We start from the raw sequence: 13,774 nt of genomic DNA on the forward strand, positions 1-13,774 counted from the left end.
ACTCGGGCGTGCGGCGGGAGGGGGGGGCGGAACCCCGGGCCGTACTGAGGCGCCAGGCGGGTCAGAACACCCGGCCGTACTGGAGCCAGGCGGCTAGGGCGGAGACGGCGATCATGCCGCCGATGACGGCGATGGTGATGAGGACGGTGCGGAGGCGGCCGTCGGAGAGGGAGGCGCGGGGGCGCCGCGGGCGCCTGGGCTTGCGCTTGGGCTTCGCGGCCCTGGCGGCGGCCTCTTCCCGCCGAAAGCGCTCCTCGACCATACGGGCCCGTGCAGACGGCTCATGCGGAGCCGTCTCGTCTATCCGCCCCCAGGAGTCCTTCTCGAACTTCTCCCATATGTCATCCGGCAGCCCCTCGTCCTCGCCGGACCTGCGCGCATCGCCCATACGTCAACGGTACGCCTTGGACCGCCCGGCCGGGTGGGCTGGCGGTGTTGGGCACCCGCCCGAAGCCGGATGCGTTCTGCTGCATGCGGCAACGGGCGGGTGGGTGGGTCAGGGCCTGCGGATGCCTGCCGCCAGCTCCGTTGCCAGGGAGCGCGCGGCAGCGACTCCCGCCTCGCGGGACTCCGCCTCCAGCATGCGCTTGACGAAAGCCGAGCCGACGATCACGCCGTCGGCGAAGGCCGCGACCTCTGCCGCCTGCGTGGCATTCGAGACGCCCAGGCCTACGCAGACCGGGAGGTCCGTCGTTGCCCGTGTCCTCCGGACCAGGTCTTCCGCCTGCGCGCCTACCGACTCCCGCGTGCCCGTCACGCCCATCAGCGATGCCGCGTATACGAAGCCGGAGCCCGCCGCCGTGATCTGCGCCAGGCGGTCGTCCTTGCTCGACGGGGCGACGACAAAGACCGTCGCGAGCCCGTGCTTTTCCGCCGCCGCGCGCCACACCGCCGACTCCTCGACCGGCAGGTCGGGCAGGATGCAGCCCGCACCGCCCACCGCCGCCAGGTCCTCCGCGAAGCGCTCCGTGCCGTAGCGGTCGACCGGGTTCCAGTACGTCATGCACAACACCGGCTTTCCGGTGCGGCGGTGGACCTCGCCGACCGTACGGATGACGTCCTTGATGCGCAGGCCCTGCTTCAGCGCGATGTCGTCCGCCGTCTGGATCACCGGGCCGTCCAGGACCGGGTCCGAGTGCGGCAGGCCGACCTCGACCACGTCGCAGCCGCCCTCCAGGATCGCCGTCATCGCGTCGATGCCGCCCTCGATGTCGGGGAAGCCGGCGGGCAGGTAGCCCACCAGGGCGGCGCGGTTTTCCGACTTCGCCCGGGCCAGGGCGGCGTCCAGCAGTGCGATGTTCCCGGTCACTTGTCCGCCCCCTCGTCGTAGAGCCCGAAGTAGCGGGCCGCCGTGTCCATGTCCTTGTCGCCACGTCCGGAGAGGTTGACCACGATCAGCGCGTCCGGGCCCAGCTCCTTGCCCAGCTCCAGGGCGCCGGCCAGCGCGTGTGCGCTCTCGATCGCCGGGATGATGCCCTCGGTACGGGACAGCAGGCGCAGCGCCTGCATTGCCGCATCGTCCGTGATCGCCCGGTACTCCGCGCGGCCCGCGTCCTTCAGGTACGAGTGCTCCGGGCCGACGCCCGGGTAGTCCAGGCCCGCCGAGATCGAGTACGGCTCGGTGATCTGGCCGTCCTCGTCCTGCAGTACGTACGACCGCGAGCCGTGCAGGATGCCCGGATCGCCCACGGACAGCGGGGCCGCGTGCTCGCCCGTCGCGATGCCGTGGCCGGCCGGCTCGCAGCCGACCAGGCGGACGGCGGCGTCGTCCAGGAAGGCGTGGAAGAGGCCGATGGCGTTCGAGCCGCCGCCGACGCACGCCACCGCCGCGTCCGGGAGGCGGCCGGTGCGCTCCAGGAGCTGGCGGCGGGCCTCTACGCCGATGACGCGGTGGAAGTCGCGGACCAGCGCCGGGAAGGGGTGCGGGCCCGCCACCGTGCCGAACAGATAGTGCGTGGAATCGACGTTGGCGACCCAGTCGCGGAAGGCCTCGTTGATCGCGTCCTTCAGCGTCCGGCTGCCGGACTTCACCGCGATCACCTCGGCGCCGAGCATCCGCATCCGCGCCACGTTCAGCGCCTGCCGCTCGGTGTCCACCTCGCCCATGTAGATCGTGCAGTCCAGCCCGAACAGCGCACACGCCGTCGCCGTGGCCACCCCGTGCTGTCCGGCGCCGGTCTCGGCGATGACGCGGGTCTTGCCCATGCGCTTGGTGAGCAGGGCCTGACCGAGGACGTTGTTGATCTTGTGGGAGCCGGTGTGGTTGAGATCCTCGCGCTTGAGGAAGATCCGGGCGCCGCCCGCGTGCTCCGCGAAGCGCGGCGTTTCGGTGAGGGCGGAGGGGCGGCCGGTGTAGTTGACCATGAGCTCGTTGAGCTCGGCGGCAAAGGCGGGGTCGGCCTTCGCCTTGTCGTACTCGACGGCGACCTCGTCGACAGCGGCGACGAGCGCTTCAGGGATGAACTTGCCGCCGAAAGCGCCGAAGTAGCCCTCCGGGCTGGGCACCTGACCAGCTGGGTCAGGGATGAAGAAATCGCTGGATGACATCGACATGTCTCCTTGGATGGGATGGCTTGAAGTGGATGCGGCTCAGTCAGCCGCGTCGCCATCGCCGTCCGTTGATCTGCCCCGGCTCGGCGCCGATGTGGTATCGCACGCGCCGCCCGTGAATGCGCCTGGCAGGCGCCCGGCACCCACGCGGCTTGCAGCCGCGGGCAGGCCCCTTCCCCCGCTCCTGGGGGCTCCGCCCCCAGACCCCCGTGTCGCGCCTGGCGGCGCTCGTCCTCAAGCGCCGGACGGGCTTCTCAGCCCGTCCGGCGCTTGAGGACGAGGCGCGCAGGCGCCGATCAAGCCCGGCCGGCGCATGAGGCCGGAGCGCGGAGCGCGACTCGGAGGCGGTCACGGAGCGTCAGCTCCGCCCGTGCCGCAAGGCCGGATGCGCACCCGCCGCCACCAGGTCCGCCACCGCGGATCGCGGGTCCTTCCCCGTCACCAGGGACTCGCCCACGAGCACCGCGTCCGCGCCCTCGTTCGCGTACGCGATCAGGTCGTGCGGGCCCCGCACGCCCGACTCCGCGATCTTCACGATGCTCGACGGGATCTCCGGGGCCACCGTGGCGAAATTGCCGCGGTCGACCTCCAGGGTCTTCAGGTTGCGGGCGTTCACGCCGATGATCTTCGCGCCGGCGGCGACCGCGCGCTCGGTCTCCTCCTCGTCGTGGACCTCGACGATGGGGGTGAGGCCGATCGACTCGGCCCGCTCGATGAGGGAGACCAGGGCCTCCTGCTCCAGGGCGGCGACGATCAGCAGCACCAGGTCGGCGCCGTACGCCCGCGCCTCCCACAGCTGGTACGCGGTGACGATGAAGTCCTTGCGCAGCACCGGGATGTCGACCTTGGCGCGGACCGCCTCCAGGTCGGCCAGCGAGCCGCCGAAGCGGCGCTGCTCGGTGAGGACCGAGATCACGGACGCGCCGCCCGCCTCGTAGTCCGCGGCCAGCGCCGCCGGGTCGGCGATCGCGGCCAGGGCGCCCTTGGAGGGGCTGGAGCGCTTGACCTCGCAGATGACCTTCACGCTGTCGCCGCGGAGGGCGGCTACGCCGTCCTTGGCCTCGGGGGCGCGGGCGGCCATGTCCTTGAGCTCGTCGAGGCTGACGCGTGCCTGCCGCTCGGCAAGGTCCTCGCGGACGCCGTCAATGATCTCGTCGAGCACACTCACGCGAGCGGTCTCCTTCGTTAGCGATACGCGGTCAGCCGGGTCCTTTATCCGGACTCTGCATCGGGCATCTGCGATGGTATCCGGCACGGGGCGGATGCCCCGCATCCGGTTGGCCTGCGGTCTTGCCTGGTGGACACGAGGCCCAGCTCATGGGGCCAGTGCGGCTCCGAATGGGAGATTGCGCACCACCATGAAGACGGCGAGTACGGCGACCACCGACCAGCCGCCGATCCGGTTGAACGGAAGCTGCAGCGGGCGGCCGCGCGCCGCACGTACGAACCAGGTAGTGAGGACGTACGCCGCGAAGGCGAAGGCCGCTACGGCCAGCACATTCGAGCTGACGGCCGTCGCCAGGTCGCCGTGGGCGAAGGCGTGGGCGCTGCGGAGGCCGCCGCAGCCGGGGCAGTAGACGCCGGTGAAGGCCAGGACGGGGCAGGCCGGGTAGTGGCCGGACTCGTTCGGGTCGACGGCGCCCACGTATGCGAAGGCGGCCAGCACGCCCGTGAGCGCGGCTGCGGGGGCGGCCAGGCGCCGGGCCGTCGTGGGGGCTGCCGAAGAGATGCTCACCCTTCGATCCTCCCTCGCCCGGCCCGGCCGCGCACCTATTGGCGCTCTCCCGTGCGTCGTCCCGCGTACGTCTCCCGCTCGGCTACTCCGAGGCGACGCGCAGCGGCTTCTCCGCCTCGCGGCCCATGCCGGCCGCGCGCATCGCGACGCCGACCACGCCGCCGAGCACGATGACGCCCATGCCCAGCCAGAAGCCGATCGGCTTGTCCAGCACCATGTAGGCGCCGGCGATGCAAAAGCCGATGAACGAGATGGTCACACCGGTCCAGGCCGCCGGAGTGTGGCCGTGGCTGCTGCCCGCCATGCGCGTGCTCCTCGCAAGTTAAGTAGTTCAGTACGGGGCCACTGCGGCCCCGCCTCCATTGTCCCCGACGCGCGGTCAGGCTCTGCCGGTGGGGTCCTCGCCGCGGTCCAGGGCCTTCCACAGCTCCTCGGGCCGGTCGGGGTCGGGGGCGGCCTTGGCGCGGCGCGGGGCGGGGGCGCCGGAGCGCTCGTAACGGCCGGACATCGCGGGCCAGTCGGAGCCGAAGCGCAGCGCGAGGGCGCCGGCGAGCAGCAGCAGCGCGCCGCCGGCGACGGCGACCCACGGCCATCCGGTATGTGTGACATTCGCCACGTCCGCGCTGCTCAGCCCGGTCGCCTCGGCGGCTTGCGTACCGAGCGCGCCGCTGTCGTTCGCGCCGAAGACGGCCGCGGCGACCACGCCCGCGCCCGCGAGCGCCAGCAGCGCGGCGACCAGGCGCCGTGCCGGGCCCCGTACGGCGAAGACGGCGACGAGCGCCGCCAGCCCGACCACGGCGAGCGCCGACGGCACGGCGGTGACGTCCCGCCCGCTCGCGCTCACGGGCAGCACGCTCTCCGCGACGGCGGTCTTGGCGGCGCCCTCGGCCCAGGTACGGCCGGACGACAGCAGCACGACAGCGGCGCCGAGCGCACCGCCGAAGAGGGCAATAGCGAGGGGCCGACGAGAATTGCTGCGGGAGGAACTGCGAGAGGTCACCCAGCCAGTGTCGCGCATGCCCCGAGAAGGCCGCCCCGGGGGCAGGCGTCCCGCATGGCGGGACCGGTGGGCCCGGACGTTTCCGGCGCCCGCCGACGCGCCCAGCACCGAGACGAAGCCGCGCGGCTCACAGCCGGTTGGCCGTGTGGACGGCCCGCAGCACCGCCGCCGCCTTGTTGCGGCACTCCTGGTCCTCGGCCGCCGGGTCGCTGTCGGCCACGACGCCCGCGCCGGCCTGGACGTACGCCGTGCCGTTCCGCAGCAGCGCGGTCCGGATCGCGATCGCGGTATCGGCGTCCCCGGCGAAGTCCAGGTAGCCCACGCAGCCGCCGTACAGGCCGCGCCGGGTCGGCTCCAGCTCCTCGATGATCTGCATCGCGCGCGGCTTCGGGGCCCCGGAGAGGGTGCCCGCCGGGAAGCACGCCGTCAGCACGTCGAAGGCCGTGCGGCCCGGCGCCACCCGGCCCGTCACCGTGGAGACGATGTGCATCACGTGGCTGTAGCGCTCGATCGACATGAAGTCGACGACCTCGACCGACCCCGGCTCGCACTCCCGCCCCAGGTCATTGCGGCCGAGGTCGACCAGCATCAGGTGCTCGGCGCGCTCCTTCGGGTCCGCGAGCAGCTCCTCCGCCAGCGCGGCGTCCTGCTGCGGGGTCGCCCCGCGGGGGCGCGTACCGGCGATGGGGTGCAGCAGCGCCCGCCCGTCCTCGACCTTCACCAGGGCCTCGGGCGAGGAGCCGGCGACGTCAAAGCCCTCGAAGCGGAAGAGGTACATGTACGGGGACGGGTTCGTCGCCCGCAGCACCCGGTAGACGTCCAGGGCGCTGGCCGCGCACGGCGTCTCGAAGCGCTGCGAGGGCACCACCTGGAAGGCCTCGCCCGCCCTGATCCGCTCCTTGATGTCCTCGACCGCCTCCTGATACGCGGCCCCGCCCCACAGCTCCTCGTACGCGGGTAGCTCGGACGGCGGCAGCACCGCAGCACTCGCCGGCGCGGGGCGCGCGAGGTCGGCGGTCATGGCGTCCAAGCGCGCTACTGCATCCGCGTGCGCCTCGTCGACGCCGGTCTCCAGGTCGTTGTGGTTGATCGCGTTGGCGATCAGCAGCACCGTGCCGTCCCAGTGGTCGAGTACGGCGAGGTCGGAGGCGAGCAGCATGGTCAGCTCGGGGAGCTGAAGATCGTCGGCGGTGCTGTCGCCGACGCGCTCCAGCCGGCGCACGATGTCGTAGCCGAGATACCCGACCATGCCGCCGGTGAAGGGCGGCAGCCCCGCGTCCTGCTCGTGCAGGTCGCGCGGGGTGTGCAGGGCCTCGACCGTGGCGCGCAGGGCGGCGAGGGGGTCGCCGTCGACCGGGACGCCGACCGGCGGGCTGCCGAGCCAGCGCGCCTCGCCGTCGTCGCCGACGGTGAGGGTGGCGGCGCTGCGGACGCCGATGAACGAATAGCGCGACCAGGTACGGCCGTTCTCCGCGGACTCCAGCAGGAAGGTGCCGGCCCGCTCCCCGGTCAGCTTCCGGTACAGCCCGACCGGGGTATCGCCGTCGGCCAGCAGCCGCCGTACGACCGGGATCACCCGGCGGTCCTTGGCGAGCGTACGGAACGTCTCGAGGTCGGGAGTGGTGGGTGGAGTCGCGGTCATGCGGGGGAGCCTACTGGCAGCTCCCTGTCGTCGAAGCAGGTGCGGGTGCCCGTGTGACAGGCCGCCCCGGTCTGGTCGACCTTGACCAGGACCGTATCGCCGTCGCAGTCCAGCGCTACGGACTTGACCGCCTGGACATGACCCGACGTGTCCCCCTTCACCCAGTACTCGCCGCGGCTGCGGCTCCAGTACGTGGCCCGGCCGGTGGTGAGCGTGCGGTGCAGCGCCTCGTCGTCCATCCACGCGAGCATGAGCACCTCGCCGGTGTCGTACTGCTGGGCGATGGCGGCGAACAGGCCGTCCGCGCCGCGCTTGAGGCGGGCGGCGATAGCGGGGTCCAGTGGCATGGTCATATTGTGGCAGCACTTACCACGATCTCCCGAATTCCGGAACCCCGCGGGCGTGGATAAGGCATGCTGCTGACCATGAAGAGGTTAGGGCTGACCGCCCTGCTGGCCACGGTCCTCGTGGCGGCGGTCACGGTGGTCGCCATCATCACCGGTGGACCGGACGGTACGGACACCCGCCAGGACGCCGCCCCCGAGGACGCCCGGGCCGCCGCGGACGCCAAGGGCTCACCCCCGCCGACGCACCCGCCCAGGCCGGACAACTCGCCCTCCACCGCGGCCGGTCCCGCCATACCGTACGTCGTCCTGAAGCCCGGCGAATGCTTCGACCACCCGCGCCTCGACCCGCGGGCCGAGAAGGTCACCGCCCGCTCCTGCGGCGTCCCGCACGACGGCCAGGTCATCTCCAACCGCACCCTTACGGGCGACTTCACCAGCGACGCCGCGCTGCGCCGCAAGGCGATGGCGCTGTGCGAGACGGACGCGAAGCGGCAGCTGAAGTCCCTGGCGGGCGACGGCCGTTTCTACTACTTCTATGCGCTCTACCCGACCCGGCTGACGTACGACTACCAGAACCAGGACGAGATCTCCTGCGCCCTGACCCTCAGCGACAAGCGCGGCGGCCCCAAGCTCACCTCCCCGCTCGCCCTCCCGCCCCTGCCGTAACGTGGAGCCATGACGACGCATGCGAAGCGTGAACGGCTCCTGCTCGCCGACCTCCTGGAAAGCGTCGGGCCTGAAGCGCCCACGCTCTGCGAGGGCTGGACGACCCGCGAACTCGCCGCCCACCTGGTGGTGCGCGAGCGCCGCGCGGACGCGGCCGGCGGCCTTCTGATCAAGCAGCTGGCGCCCCGCCTGGAGCGGGTGATGGGCGAGTTCGCCGCGAAGCCGTACGAGGAGCTGGTGCAGCTCTTCCGCGCCGGGCCGCAGCGGCTGTCGCCGTTCTCGCTGAAGCAGGTCGACGAGGCGTCGAACACGGTGGAGTTCTACGTCCACGGCGAGGACATCCGCCGCGCCCAGCCCGACCCGGCGCCGCGGGAGATCGACGCGGTCTTCGCGGACGCGCTGTGGCAGCGCCTGGAGCGCGGCGCCCGCCTCATCGGCCGCAAGGCCCCGGTCGGCCTGGTCCTCCGCCGCCCGAACGGCCAGACCGCGGTGGCGCACCGCGGCGCCCCGGTGGTGACGGTGACCGGCGAGCCGGGCGAGCTGACCCTGTTCGCGTACGGGCGGCAGGAGCAGGCGCGGGTCGAGGCGGAGGGCGACAAGGACGCGGTGGCGAAGGTGTACGAGGCGAAGCTCGGGATCTGAGCGGGACTGGGCCCGGGACCTAGCGGGCCGCGTAGCCGCGGGTGCCGAGTTCGTAGAGCTGGGCATAGCGGCCGCCCGCTGCCATCAGCTCCTCGTGGGTGCCGTATTCGCTGATGGTGCCCTCGTCCAGGACCACGATCAGGTCGGCCATCCGGACCGTCGTGAAGCGGTGGGAGATCAGCACCGTGATGGGCGGGGTACGGGTGGCGCGGGCCGCGGTGGCGTAGCGGGTGAAGAGGGCGTGCTCCGAGGCGGGGTCGAGGCCGGAGGCCGGCTCGTCGAGGATCAGCAGGGCGGGGCTCGGGCGCATCAGCGTGCGGCTGAGGGCGACCTTCTGCCATTGGCCGGAGGACAGGTCCGTACCGGCCGGGAAGGTGGGGCCGAGCTGGGTGTCCAGGCCGTGCGGGAGTTCGGCGGGGAGGCCGGAGCCGCCGCCGCGGGTGAGGGCCTTGGTGACGCTGGCGGGGTCGTCGGCGTACGGCAGGTCGCCGATGCCGACGGCGGTGCGCAGGGTGAACTCGAAGCGCTGGAAGTCCTGGAAGCAGGCAGCGAGCGAGCGGCGCCATGCGCAGGCGGACCAGGCGGAGAGGTCGTCGCCGGCGTAGCGGATGGCGCCTGAGGTGGGTTCGTACATGCGGCACAGGAGCTTGGCGAGGGTGGTCTTGCCGGCGCCGTTCTCGCCGACCAGGGCGACGGTGGTGCCCGGGGGGATGGCGAGGGAGAGGTCCCTGAGTACGGGCCGTTCCGTGCCGGGGTAGGTGAACGTCAGGTTGTGGAGGGTCAGGGCGTGGCCGGGGGCGGGCGCGAGCCGGTGCTTGGCCCCTGTCGCGGCGGCCTGCTGGCGGGCGGCGGCGTGGTCGGAGAGCCACAGGAAGTGGCCCGCGGCGCGCAGCGCCTGCTGCAGCCAGCCGGCCAGGCCGATGACGCCGGATACGGTGCCGATCAGCTGGGCGCCGGTCATCAGGGTCAGCACCACCTCGCCCGGGGTGCCGGTGCCGTGGGCGACGGCCCGTACGGCGAGCAGGACGGCGCCGAGGTAGCCGGCGCCGAAGACCAGCCAGCCGGCCGCCAGCCGGGCCGAGGCGCGCAGCTGGACGCGGTTGCGGGCGCGGTCGACCTCGTCCTGGAGCCGGTCGTGGCGGCGGGTGAGCTCGGCCGCGAGCCGGTAGACCCGTATCTCCGCGGCCGCCTGCGGCGTGCAGGCCAGCGTGAACAGGCTGCGGCGCAGCCGCTCGGACTCGGCGGTCCGCTCCTCCACCTCGGCGATACGGCGGCTGCCGGCGCGGCTCGCGGCGACCGCGGGCAGCGCGAACAGCGGCAGCGCGGCGGCGGCCGGGTGGATGCTCGCGAGCACGAGGAGAGCGGCGCCCAGGCCGCACATCGCGCGCAGGTTCTCCACGAGCGCGCCGAACGCGCTGCCGAGCAGGGCCCGCTGGGCCCGCAGCAGCTCCATGCGGTCGAGGTGGGCGGGGTGTTCGTGGTGGGCCAGGTCCGGGATGCCGGCGGTGAGCGCCATCAGCCGCCGGTCGAGGTCGAGGCCGACCTGCTGCTGCAGGCCGATGCGCAGCCGGGAGACATAGCTGCCGACCGCGTGCGTGACGGCGACGGCCGTCAGCAGGAACCCGGCGGCGAGTACCGCGGCGCGCGCGTCGTGCCGTACCGCGGCGTCGGTGGCGAGCCGTACGGCCAGGGCGGCGCCTACGGTGCAGGCGCCGACGGCCGGGGCGAGGAGGAGGACGAGCGCGGCGCGGCGGGGGTCGGCGCGGACGGCGCTGATGATCAGCAGGGCGGTGGCGCGGGCCTGGTCGCGGAGGGTGGCGGCGCCTGGCTTGGGGTCACGCATGGGTGTCTCCGTCTCCGTGTCCGGCTCCGGTGAGGGTCGCGGCTTGCAGGCGGAAGGAGCGGGCGTAGCGGCCGTCGGCGGCGAGGAGTTCGTCGTGCGTGCCCTGCTCGGCGACGCGCCCGCCGTCGAGGAAGCAGATCCGGTCGGCGAGCCGGACGGTGGCGAAGCGGTGCGAGACGAGGATGGTGGTCAGCCCGCGGGTGAGGTCGAGGAACTGCTCGTACAGCTCGGCTTCCGCCCGGATGTCGAGGTGGGCGGTGGGCTCGTCGAGTACGAGGATGCGGGCGCCGTGCTCGACGGCGTAGAGGGCGCGGGCGAGGGCGATGCGCTGCCACTGGCCGCCGGAGAGGTCGGTGCCGCGAGTGAAGCGGCGGGAGAGGGGGGTGTCCCAGCCGTCGGGGAGGCCGTCGAGGAGGCGGTCGGCGCCGGCGCGGCGGGCGGCGGTGGCGAGGGCGTGGCGGTTGGGACCTCGGTCGGGGTCGGCGTGGACGGCGCCGAGGCGGATGTTGTCGCGGGCGGGGAGCTCGTAGCGGAGGAAGTCCTGGAAGACGACGGCGATGTGGCGGCGCCAGGCGTCCGGGGCGAGGGTGCGCAGGTCGGTGCCGTCGGTGGTGACGCGGCCTGCCGCGGGGTCGTAGAGGCGGGCGAGGAGCTTGACGACGGTGGTCTTGCCGGCGCCGTTGTCGCCTACGAGGGCGAGCGAGCTGCCCGCCGGGATGGTGAGGTCGAGGCGGTCGAGGGCGGGGGCGGTGCGGTGGGGGTAGCGGAAGCGGACGGCTTCGAAGCGGATCCCCTGGGCGGGGGGCAGGGCGGCAGGCCAGCTGGGGTCGATGGTGCCGGGGCGAACGGGGGCGGGGGCCGTGGCGGGTCCGGCGTCCGTGCCGGCGGTTTCCTCGCCGGAGGCGGCATCGTCCGGCGCCGCGGAAAGCCCCGACTCACCCGGTCCACGCCCCAGTTGCGCGAGGCGGCGGGCGGCCGGGGCGGCGGCGCTGGCGCGGGTGATCGTCCACTGCAGGTCGCCGAGCCAGCCCAGGGAGGCCGTGCCTAGGACGGCCTGGAGGCAGATGGTGGTACGGGTGACCGAGAGGTCGCCGTACGCCGCTGCCGTGGCCAGCGGGATCAGGACCAGCGCGTGCGCCCCGATCAGGCCCGCCAGGGCCACCAGGTCGCCGGGGCCCGCCCTGCGGCCGGCCAGTTCGCGCGTGCCGGCCAGCCAGGAGCGGGTGAAGCGCTCCACGAGCCAGTCGGCCAGGCCGAAGACGCGGATCTCCTTGGCCGCGGCGCCGTCGAGGGCGAGCGTCCGCAGGTATTCGGCGCGGCGCAGCTCCGTCGTCGTACCCGCATGGCTGTCGGCCGCCCGCCGCGTCGCGCGGTCCAGCCGCCGACCCGTCAGCACCCAGGCGATGACCAGCGGGATCGGCGCCCACCACGCGAAGAGCAGCAGCAGCCCGGCCGCCGAGAGCCCGGCGAGCCGCGCGGAGACCAGGCGGGGCAGCGCGGTGACCGCCTGGGCGACCGGGAGTTGGCCGGTGCCGCGCCCCTGCGCGAGCAGCAGCAGGTCCGCGACCTCGGGGTCGTCCAGCGGCGCCTGCCCGGCAGGGCGCAGCGTGCCGCGCATGGTCATACGGGCGACCGCGGCGGAGAGGCGGCGGGCGAGCTGAGCCGAGGTCGCGGCGATGACGGGGTCGATCAGCACGTTGGCGAGATAGACGAGACACAGCACCCCGAACGCGACCAGCACCCCCCGCCCGGCCGCCGAGTCGAACCCCGCCCCCACGGCCGCGGGCAACCGCCCGGCGAGCGCGCCGATGGCGAGCGTCAACGCCGGGGCCAGCGCGGCATCGATCAGCACGAGCGCGGCCAGCCCACCGGTCAGCCGCCGCGATGCGGTGGGCAGGAGGCGAAGGAGGGAGGTGACGGGGGCAGTGTGGGAGGCGGCGCGGATGGCGCCGGGAGGCGCGGGCGAGGCACCGCCGGGAGGCGCGTCGGAGGCGCCCCCGCCAGGCGTCCCGGCAGCGCGCCCGGGCGCGGCGTCGGTCGCGGTCTTGCCGGAGCGCCGCAGCGTCAGCGCCTTCAGCCCCCGCATCAGCGCAGCCCAAACGCCGGCAGCCACCCGCGATCGCCACCATGCAGCGTCAGCAGCGCCGCACACGCCCCCGACGCCCCGCTGAGCAGCGTCGTGTCCGTGTTGGCAAGCGCGGCCACCTCCTCCTGCCGCCCGAGCAGTTCGCGTACGAGCCGATCCCGCAGGTCCCTCGCCCCCGGCAGCCCCGCATGCCGGTCGAAGGCATCGCAGAGCAGGGCCAGGCCCGGCGCCCCATGACACAGGGACAGGCCGAGCGGCGCGGCGTCACCGTCGTACCAGCGGAGAAAGGAGGCGGCAGCCTCCAGCGCGAAGTCCCGTAACTCCGGGTCCCCCAGCGCCCCCGCCGTCTCCCACAGCGCCCAGGCCACCCCCGGGGTGCCATAGCACCAGGCCTGCGGCCCAGGCGGCAGATCCGCCATGTCGCCGCCGTGCGGCCAGGTGATCAGGCCGCCGGGAGCGACCCGACTCTGAGCGCGCAGCCAGGTCGCCAGTCGCGTGAGCGCCGTGCCGAGCTCCGCGGTCAGCCCAGTAGCGCGGACCGCCGCGGCGAGGGCGAGCGCCACACCCGCCGCGCCGTGGGCGACGCCGGTGTTGATACGTCCGTGGTTCCAGCCGCGCATGGCCTCGCCGCGGTAGTGACCCACCCGCAGGCCGGTCAGCCCGTCGCCCTCGCAGCGCCGGGTGAGGTAGCCGACGGTGGCGGCGAGGTCGGCGGGGGTGCAGCGCGGGTCGGCGGTGAGCACCAGCAGCGTGCCCGCGGGCCCGGTCACCAGGTCGTAGTCGCACCAGGCCATCCGGCCCGGCCGCCACCGGTGCGCGCAGTCGGTGAGCTCCGCCCGCGCCGCGTCCGCGAGCCCGGCCACCGCGGGCCAGACCGGCGCTGCCGTACGCAGGCCCTGCAGATAGCCGGCCAGCCCCCACCCGTACAAGCCGGGATGCGTGCAGCCCTGTCGCAGCGTGCGCAGCCAGGTGGCGAACGCCTGGGCTTGCGGGCCGGGTTCGGCCGCCGGGAGGCCCGGCCGGCTCTGGGCGGTCAGCGCGGCGAGCACGGCGGGGCCGAAGTCGATGCTGTACTCCTCGCCGCGCTCATCCGCGCCGACGACACGCGTGAAGGCGGCCAGTACGCGGTCGACGGTCTCGTACACCGGGGCCGGTGCCGCGGTCTGCTGGGCGGAGACGGGTGACATGCCGGGCGGCCTCTCTCAAGGGTCAGACGGAAGTTTCGGTGGCGGACCGCCGGGGCGCCGTGGGGCAGGCACGGGC

General features: G+C 73.8%; 14 protein-coding genes and 1 pseudogene. 2 read left to right on the forward strand and 13 right to left on the reverse strand.

The features are described 5' to 3' along the window. Nucleotides 1-61 precede the first annotated feature (61 nt). From ACNNMR_RS09655 to hisI, 10 genes and pseudogenes are all read right to left on the reverse strand, one after another. Complete coding sequence (locus ACNNMR_RS09655) at nucleotides 62-388, reverse strand: hypothetical protein (protein WP_419994125.1); 327 nt, start codon at nucleotides 386-388, stop codon at nucleotides 62-64. A gap of 108 nt (nucleotides 389-496) precedes the next feature. Then, nucleotides 497-1,309: a tryptophan synthase subunit alpha gene (trpA, locus tag ACNNMR_RS09660; protein WP_419994126.1), complete on the reverse strand. Its 813-nt coding sequence runs from the start codon at nucleotides 1,307-1,309 to the stop codon at nucleotides 497-499. Next, entirely contained in the window at nucleotides 1,306-2,553 is a 1,248-nt protein-coding gene (gene trpB / locus ACNNMR_RS09665) for a tryptophan synthase subunit beta (protein WP_419994127.1), read from the reverse strand. The genes trpA and trpB overlap by 4 nt, the downstream gene beginning before the upstream one ends. Before the next feature lie 40 nt (nucleotides 2,554-2,593). Next, nucleotides 2,594-2,719, reverse strand: a pseudogene (gene trpM / locus ACNNMR_RS09670) (tryptophan biosynthesis modulator TrpM); the annotation flags it as partial. A 189-nt stretch (nucleotides 2,720-2,908) separates the two neighbouring features. Next, nucleotides 2,909-3,718 carry an indole-3-glycerol phosphate synthase TrpC gene (gene trpC, locus ACNNMR_RS09675; RefSeq protein ID WP_419994128.1) on the reverse strand — a complete coding sequence of 270 codons (810 nt, stop codon included), beginning with the start codon at nucleotides 3,716-3,718 and terminating at the stop codon, nucleotides 2,909-2,911. A gap of 147 nt (nucleotides 3,719-3,865) precedes the next feature. Next, a complete protein-coding gene (locus ACNNMR_RS09680; protein WP_420000312.1) occupies nucleotides 3,866-4,279 on the reverse strand; it encodes a DUF2752 domain-containing protein in 414 nt (137 codons plus the stop codon). 88 nt (nucleotides 4,280-4,367) lie between these two features. Continuing rightward, nucleotides 4,368-4,589, reverse strand: coding sequence for an HGxxPAAW family protein (locus ACNNMR_RS09685; protein ID WP_419994129.1), 222 nt, complete (start codon nucleotides 4,587-4,589; stop codon nucleotides 4,368-4,370). A gap of 75 nt (nucleotides 4,590-4,664) precedes the next feature. Further along, a complete protein-coding gene (locus tag ACNNMR_RS09690) occupies nucleotides 4,665-5,303 on the reverse strand; it encodes a TIGR02234 family membrane protein (RefSeq protein WP_419994130.1) in 639 nt (212 codons plus the stop codon). A 109-nt stretch (nucleotides 5,304-5,412) separates the two neighbouring features. Continuing rightward, entirely contained in the window at nucleotides 5,413-6,927 is a 1,515-nt protein-coding gene (locus ACNNMR_RS09695; protein WP_419994131.1) for an anthranilate synthase component I, read from the reverse strand. After that, a complete protein-coding gene (gene hisI / locus ACNNMR_RS09700; protein ID WP_419994132.1) occupies nucleotides 6,924-7,280 on the reverse strand; it encodes a phosphoribosyl-AMP cyclohydrolase in 357 nt (118 codons plus the stop codon). Before hisI ends, ACNNMR_RS09695 begins: the two co-directional genes overlap by 4 nt. A gap of 60 nt (nucleotides 7,281-7,340) precedes the next feature. Between hisI and ACNNMR_RS09705 the strand changes: the two genes are divergently transcribed. Both ACNNMR_RS09705 and ACNNMR_RS09710 read left to right on the forward strand, forming a co-directional pair. Next, nucleotides 7,341-7,940 (forward strand): hypothetical protein, encoded by a 600-nt coding sequence (locus tag ACNNMR_RS09705; protein WP_419994133.1) that lies wholly within the window; start codon nucleotides 7,341-7,343, stop codon nucleotides 7,938-7,940. Between the two features lie 9 nt (nucleotides 7,941-7,949). After that, nucleotides 7,950-8,582, forward strand: coding sequence for a TIGR03085 family metal-binding protein (locus ACNNMR_RS09710; RefSeq protein WP_419994134.1), 633 nt, complete (start codon nucleotides 7,950-7,952; stop codon nucleotides 8,580-8,582). Nucleotides 8,583-8,601: 19 nt separating this feature from the next. Here ACNNMR_RS09710 and ACNNMR_RS09715 read toward each other — a convergent pair whose 3' ends face one another. Genes ACNNMR_RS09715 through ACNNMR_RS09725 form a run of 3 tightly spaced genes read right to left on the reverse strand, consistent with a single transcriptional unit; the run spans nucleotide 8,602 to nucleotide 13,698 of the window. Next, on the reverse strand, nucleotides 8,602-10,425 hold the full coding sequence (locus tag ACNNMR_RS09715) for an ABC transporter ATP-binding protein (protein ID WP_419994135.1): 1,824 nt from the start codon (nucleotides 10,423-10,425) through the stop codon (nucleotides 8,602-8,604). Next, nucleotides 10,418-12,538, reverse strand: coding sequence for an ABC transporter ATP-binding protein (locus tag ACNNMR_RS09720; protein WP_419994136.1), 2,121 nt, complete (start codon nucleotides 12,536-12,538; stop codon nucleotides 10,418-10,420). The genes ACNNMR_RS09715 and ACNNMR_RS09720 overlap by 8 nt, the downstream gene beginning before the upstream one ends. Further along, complete coding sequence (locus ACNNMR_RS09725; RefSeq protein ID WP_419994137.1) at nucleotides 12,511-13,698, reverse strand: lanthionine synthetase LanC family protein; 1,188 nt, start codon at nucleotides 13,696-13,698, stop codon at nucleotides 12,511-12,513. The genes ACNNMR_RS09720 and ACNNMR_RS09725 overlap by 28 nt, the downstream gene beginning before the upstream one ends. Between the last annotated feature and the right edge of the window lie 76 nt (nucleotides 13,699-13,774).

The sequence above is a fragment of the Streptomyces boninensis genome (genome assembly GCF_048572725.1).
In the GTDB taxonomy this organism is placed as follows: Bacteria; Actinomycetota; Actinomycetes; order Streptomycetales; family Streptomycetaceae; genus Streptomyces; species Streptomyces boninensis.